This is a genomic window from Shewanella sp. SM32 (assembly GCF_025654235.1).
GTDB lineage: Bacteria > Pseudomonadota > Gammaproteobacteria > Enterobacterales > Shewanellaceae > Shewanella > Shewanella oncorhynchi.
Window position 1 is genome coordinate 1 of the sequence record NZ_JAKKRO010000106.1, and the last position, 6,502, is coordinate 6,502.

The window sequence follows — 6,502 nt, forward strand, 5'->3', positions numbered from 1 at the left end:
TTCGACCTAACTCAGTCAAGGTCAGTGTCTTACATTCAATCAGTGCCTTAGAGGCCAGCATCAAGCTGTTTAATCGTTTTAGGTGAAGTTCTGGGCAGTATTGGTGTAAAGAATGTTGTAGGATATTGGCTTCGCGCATCTTGTTGTCCAAGTGTAGTTTTTAGCGAAACCATTTGATCATGCAACAAGATGCGCTTCCACCCTAATTTGATGATTTATTTGTAAATCATCAGGGGATTCTTCAGGACTTAGTATTAGTAAGGTATTAGTTGTATTACTTAATACAAATTGGAACTTAGTGGTACCTGGAGTTCTATCGAGGTCAACAAGTTGTACTAACATACCATCGCTGCTAATGGTAACGGCATCGACTATTTCATCAAATGGAGTCACAAAGCCTACACCGACAAATTTTAAACCTTTACCTGTTTGGTCATTTAGCAGGTAGGTTACAGTACCAGCTTGAGTGACGGTGATATCACCTTGGCATTGTTGACCGTTGGCATCGGTATAGATAAATACAGGTTCACCATTTTCTAGATTAACATTGACTTTAATAAATTGAGCGGTACCTTGTGGTGTTATCATTTGATTATCCTTTTTTAAGTACAGTTATTGATTGTGTTATTTGTTCGGTTTTATTTTTTCAAGACAGTCTTCAGATTCTAAGTATGGCTTTATTATTTGAGGATTTTTATCTTTCTCTATTAAAGGTTGCAATAGTTTATTTGCTGTGTTGCATAACTCAAAGTTAGCATTTTTATTCCCCATTGCAAAATTAATTTTAGCGATTGTTAAATTAGTTTTTACAAGTCCAATGAGATAATCTTTCTCATCTGGGAATTTATTGGTTAGTTTTATAAAAATAACATTAGACTCTGCTATTTCTTCATGATTTTGGCTAATTTCATGATTGCTTATATTTTTATTTGCGATTGCTAAAAGGGCATTGGCGCGTAAATATTCTCTTTTAACTTCACTGGTTGAATTAAATTCAGTGTCCAGAGTGTCTAAAAGAGATTGAGATGTTTCTTTTACTCTAAAGTCATTAACTAAACTGTTTAAATGAAATATTTTGGTACGGACATGAAATAAGTCTCTTTTCCAAACTTCGTTTTCAGAATCCAAGGCTAGCGATTTCTCTATAATATTTTGTGCTAATAATAGCTTATCGAGCCCAGAAACAAGATCACCTTTATATTCCAGTAGCTCTGCTAATCTGCCTAAAGTGCTCGCTAGTCTATCGCGCATATAAGCGTCATTTTGATTTGGCGAGTTTAATAATTGGTCCTGTGTTTCTTCTTGAAATTTGATTGCCGTATCTATATCGCCAAGTGAGGTTAATGCACTGGCTAACCAAGAACGAGTATCCGCCACATCCGCAATCAACTGACTATCCTCAGGCGCTTTTGCCAAAGCCAGCAATTTAAGCCTTAGCGACTCTTCAAAATCTTGCTGCGCTTTGGCAAATTCCTGCTGTTTCATCGAAACTGAGCCCAAAGTGTTATGGGCATAAGACAGCTCCATCAGCGCATCTTTATCCTCTGGCGCAAGGGCGTACATGGTTTGGCTATAGGCCAAGTATTGCTCGAAAAAAGGGCGCGATGCCGCCCAATCACTCACATCATACTTAAGCTGGCCTAACCAAAAGGCATTGGCACCTAAGGTTTTCAGTAGGGCTAAGTTTTCCGGCTGCAATTCGAGCAGTGGCAACATTTTTTCTTGCGCGGCGAGTAATGCGCTGCGAGCTTCATCGATTTTATTGCGCGAATAGGCGACTTCGCCCATGGCCTCTAAGGTTTGGCCGTGTTGGAAACGGGCATCAAAGCTTAAGTACTTTTCATCGTCTGGGCTGGAGAAATCAGTGAAATATTCTAGCGCTTTATTGCTGATCCCATCGAGCAAGTCCATACGGCCTATGCCGCGCATCTTGTCGGCGAAGTCACCCACCATAAAGCCGAGCAAATCTTCGGCGGCGAGGCGTTTTTGCAGGGCAAGTTTTTCGGCTTCTATGCTGCGCACGCTCATAATGACGGAGGTTAAGGTGAGGACGCACAGCAGGGTGACGGTTAAGCGCCTCGTCCAGCGCAGCATATTGGCGCGTTTGGTGGAGGCTGCGATAAAGGCGGTTTCGGGATCGTCTAAATCGAATAACGGATTTTGGCTGAGGCTTTGGGCCTCTTTTAACGGCTTGCCTTCGGCGAGCAGATAAGCGCTGTGTTTGGCTTCGCTGAGCCAACGCTTAGATAAATGCTGTAGGCGACTCTTAATACTCAAACTGTCGCTATGTTCGCTAATCCAAGCCGTCGCCCGTGGCCAACGGCGCAGCAGGGCTTCGTGGGCGATGCTAAAACAGGGTTCACCATTTTGCAGATGTGACACGAATAAGCGGCTATCGACCATGGCTTGCACTAGGGCGGTTTCGGCCGTGCTTTGCAGTTGCGACCAGCGAGCGGTGCGACTGGTGATGGACTTTTCATCTTCGCGCAGGGTCACTAGCAGGGATAAAATCCGTGGTAGGCTGGCTTTTTCAGCATCGCTTAAATGGGAAATCGCCTGCTCGGCATTTTTACCAATCGCCCCTTCAATACCGCCAAGTGCATGATAAACAGAGACTAATAACTTATTGTCGGCGCTGCGCTGTAAATACAAGGCCTGCAGCGTGTATTGCAACATGGGCAACGCATCTGGGTTACTGGCGGCATCGCTGCAGAGCATTTCGTCGAGTGGCATCGCGGTGTCGCTGTCAACTTCCCAGCTTAAGTTGGCAGCCACCGCGGGCAGGCGGATCATTTGTAATAGCTCAGTGCGTGTTGGCGGCGCTAAGTCAAAGTGGGCACCGCGGGCTTTACCCGCCATTAAGCTTGGGTAATTGACCAATAAAGGATAAAAATCGTTGCGACAGGCACTGATGATAATCACGGCTTTTGAGGTGGCGAGTTGTTCCAATAATTCTATGAACTGAGTTCGTTCGGTATCGCTAAATAGCGGTGATGAGAGCAACACTTCTAATCGGTCGATAAACAAGGCAAAAAACGGATTGGAAAAGGGTTTAGCCTTGAGCGCTTGGGTGCACTGGTTGATCACGCTTTGGATATCTTCGACGAGTTGAATCGCCAGAGTCTCAGCGCTCATGCCTTTGAATACTGGGATGTCGTTGATTTCCCAGTCGAGCATAGCACTGGCAAGATCGGTGAGTAGTTGCCCTTTACTCACATCGGCAAAATCTAAGCTGCTGAATGACGCGACACCAATGCCGTTATAGCCGTCGCCCTTCATTAAATTGGGCACAACACCCGCATTAATCAGGGAGGATTTACCGCTGCCACTTGGACCTAAGATCAGGCAGAAGGCACGGCCAAACAGGATTTGTTGGCTTATCCGGTTAAGCAAAGTGCTGATTTGTTCACTGCGGCCAAAAAACACCTCGGCATAATTAGCGCTATAGGCTTGCAGTCCCGGAAAGGGCGAGCCGCCTTGCCAACTCTGTGGGCTGGCGGTGGCTTGGTGTCCGATAGGAAAACGCACTTCGGCTAAGGTGCGATAGCCGCGTTTGCGTATGGTTTCTATATAGGTGGGTTCTGTGGCGCTATCGCCTAATGCTCGACGTAACTGATTGATAATTTTGTGTAGTGGATTGTCGCCGGTATCTACACCTGGCCAGCAGTGGCTGACTATTTCATCACTGCTGACGACTTCGCCCGCCCGTTGACAGAGAAACAGCAGCACATCCATCGCCTTGGGCTCAAGTTGTTTGACTTGTTTGCCAAGGAGCAGACTATTGGCGCTGGGATTGATTTGCCATTCACCAAAGAAAAATGTGCTGTCACTCATAACGATGTCCATTTATTGAGTATTGACCATGGCACGGTAAAAACTTGCGCCGTGAGTCACTCTTATTGTTATACGTATTGTTATAAAGAACCGTATGCTTGTCATTCAAAGGTCTGACGTCAAGACGTTGACATTATGCCGTTGATGATTGTTATTTAAAAGGAATAACCCTTGATAATCAATGTAAATTTTATCAGGGTGAAGTGTGGTAAATAGTCTTTAGCTTGTCATTTTTCTGTCAACAGTTTGTGCTTTACGCTAGATGTTAAATAAGGTGATGGCTTTTAGGTGTAGATTGCAAAAGATCAATAATAAAAAAGTGCCCGTGATTGGGCACTTTGTATTAGAGAGGAACTTAAGGCTAACAAGCCTGACTTATCAGCACGTTAAGCTAAGTATCTTAACGTTAGCCCTTAACATTGGTCCCTTTGAATTAGCGCGTTAAGGTTAGTGCCTTGGCTTGATAGCTTAATCTGGCCATTTGACCTTGATCTTGCAGTTCTAATTCATTGAGTTCGAAGGGCGGCTGTAAACCCGAGGCTTGGATGAGCTTAGGATCTAACAGCAGCTTTAACTTCGGCGACTCTGGGGTCAGCCAATTGGCCGCTTGGGTGCGTAGAATCGCCACCTTTTGACCTTCGGCATTGGTGCCTGTTAACGTGCCACTTAAGCCAAAACGTCCCGCCTCGGCGACAGTTAACTCAAAGTTAATTTGGTTAGGCAGGCCTTTATCCCAAACCGTGAGCACTTCGGGCTTGATGCTCGCCGAATTGACATAGGACTTAAAGACAGATTTAACCGTGCGCTGCACAGGTCGGCCATCGACTTGGGTTTGCACTGTGATTTCAATTTCACTGAAACCAGCATTACTGCTTGAAAGTGCGACGCCCGCGGGGATCACCGCTTGCCATGTCTCCCCTTGTTTTACCATCGCCAGCGGTTGCATATTGCCATCGGCTTGCTTGAGTTTTGCCTGTGGTACAAAGGTGTTATCACTTTGGCTGAGAGCGAGTTCAAGCCCAAGGTTTTGCGCATCCGCCGCGATGGCGGTGGGGGCTTTGACGCTTAGTTGATATGGCGAGCCTTTTTCCTTCACATTGACTAAGTAGCTGGCGCTCGGTGTTAACGGCTGGCTGACCTGCAGGCGATATTCGCCCGGTGTGGCCTTCGCCGACATTTGCAGAGCACTGGAATCATCGGTTAACCCTGCGCTAGCCAAAGCATCGGCGTTGACCATCGATTTGACCAGTGACTCATTGGTGTTTATCCCACTGCTGTTGGCTGCTTTGCCTTGGGGTGACTGATTAGGGGTAACGCGCTGAATTTGTACGCGCTCAGGGGCGATGACCTCGGCGTGCATTAAAGTACCAGAGCTGGTATCGCCCCGAGGTGCAATGCGCACTAAGCTAGACGCTTGGCTCATGGTGAGGCCCACGCCCGCATTAAGCTGTGCGCCTGTTACATTGACCCAATACTCGTCACTTTGGTTGGCTTGCTCCAGCTTAAGCATACTCGCTTGATACTCACCGTACAGCGGGGTGATAAAGCTAATGTAATCCGTACTGGTGTTGATGGGCGTGAGTGTTGGGCTGGCAATATTGCTATCGACGAGATCAGTATCGATCGGCGCGGCTAAGGTTAACCCTTTGGCGTACATTGGGCTGGCATTGGTTTTGGGATCTATGGGTGTGGCTTCATCTTGGCAGGCTGCAAGCAGTCCGCTTAGCGCCAAGACACTGGCAAGTTTGCTGAGTGTGTGCATCTTAGTGCTCCTTAAATGTGGTTGCGGATCAGCGTGTCTAAGTTGAAACACGTACGACGGCTCTGCTGATGGCTTAAGGGCTCTTGGCCACGGGTCTTTTGTTTATCAGTAAACCAGACAGTGCCAGCCGCCTTTTGTGAGCTGCAATTTAAGAAGCCGTCGGAGCAGCTATCGAGCCAGTTTTGGGTGGTTTCGAGCGCGACTTGGTATTGATAACCCGCGCAGTAACTGTCGCTGTCCCAAATGGCGGAATCAACATCTGAGCCCACCACGACTTCGAAGGGTTTACCCAGCGATGGGCGACCCGCTGTGCCATTAAGCCAAGCGTTGTTGTAGTTTGCCATCCAACCGACTTGCTGTTGTTTCACCGCGTTGCTGCCATAGCCTAAGAGCCAGCCTAAGCTGGTTTCGAACACATTACCTTGGTTCACCGCGTCGGCCAGCGGCGTACCAGCACTGGAAGGCGCGATGGCGATAACCTTTGAGGTGGCGTTGATCACTGCAGGATAACGGCTGTCCCACGTTGGGTTAGATAAAATCCACCGCACTACGTTGCCACCATTGGAGTGGGTCAGCAGAATTAAGTCGTCGATATTTTTGGCTTGGATAAAGCTATTGAGCTGTGTGGCCAGACAACCTGCGGCGCTTTCTTCCCACATATACCCGTGATCAATGAAGATGCTTGATTTTCAGTGAAATGAGGATCAAGCTAACGATTATGAAACTACTCCTTACTCCTGAACAAAAACAAGTCCTAGAGACCCAGCATGCTCAAACGCGTGACGGGCGTATTCGTGACCGCATCAAAGCAGTACTGCTTGCATCCGAAGGCTGGACCCCGGCAATGATTTCTCAAGCATTACGCATTCATGAAAGCACTGTACGTAATCACCTTGCCGATTACAC

Annotated in this window: 4 protein-coding genes and 2 pseudogenes; 1 reads left to right on the forward strand and 5 read right to left on the reverse strand. The window is 47.1% G+C overall.

The genetic code is table 11. From position 1 onward, the window contains the following. The 5 genes and pseudogenes from L5M10_RS22975 to L5M10_RS22995 form a co-directional block, all read right to left on the reverse strand. Positions 1–139 (reverse strand): annotated as a pseudogene (locus L5M10_RS22975) (IS4 family transposase); the annotation flags it as partial. A gap of 38 nt (positions 140–177) precedes the next feature. After that, positions 178–588 (reverse strand): DP-EP family protein, encoded by a 411-nt coding sequence (locus L5M10_RS22980; RefSeq protein WP_263256018.1) that lies wholly within the window; start codon positions 586–588, stop codon positions 178–180. Between the two features lie 36 nt (positions 589–624). Beyond that, positions 625–3,834: a winged helix-turn-helix domain-containing protein gene (locus L5M10_RS22985; RefSeq protein WP_263256019.1), complete on the reverse strand. Its 3,210-nt coding sequence runs from the start codon at positions 3,832–3,834 to the stop codon at positions 625–627. Positions 3,835–4,267: 433 nt separating this feature from the next. Further along, a complete protein-coding gene (locus L5M10_RS22990) occupies positions 4,268–5,596 on the reverse strand; it encodes a DUF4785 domain-containing protein (RefSeq protein ID WP_263256020.1) in 1,329 nt (442 codons plus the stop codon). Between the two features lie 11 nt (positions 5,597–5,607). Beyond that, a pseudogene (locus tag L5M10_RS22995) lies at positions 5,608–6,258 on the reverse strand (hypothetical protein); the annotation flags it as partial. Between the two features lie 56 nt (positions 6,259–6,314). Between L5M10_RS22995 and L5M10_RS23000 the strand changes: the two are divergent. Next, the coding region (locus L5M10_RS23000; RefSeq protein ID WP_263179487.1) for a helix-turn-helix domain-containing protein at positions 6,315–6,502 on the forward strand (188 nt) is incomplete at its 3' end.

Bases quoted from the DNA above. Each gene is read 5' to 3' on its own strand.
- L5M10_RS22980 (WP_263256018.1), bottom strand. From the start codon at position 588: ATGATAACACCACAAGGTACCGCTCAATTTATTAAAGTCAATGTTAAT.
- L5M10_RS22985 (WP_263256019.1), bottom strand. From the start codon at position 3,834: ATGAGTGACAGCACATTTTTCTTTGGTGAATGGCAAATCAATCCCAGC.
- L5M10_RS22990 (WP_263256020.1), bottom strand. From the start codon at position 5,596: ATGCACACACTCAGCAAACTTGCCAGTGTCTTGGCGCTAAGCGGACTG.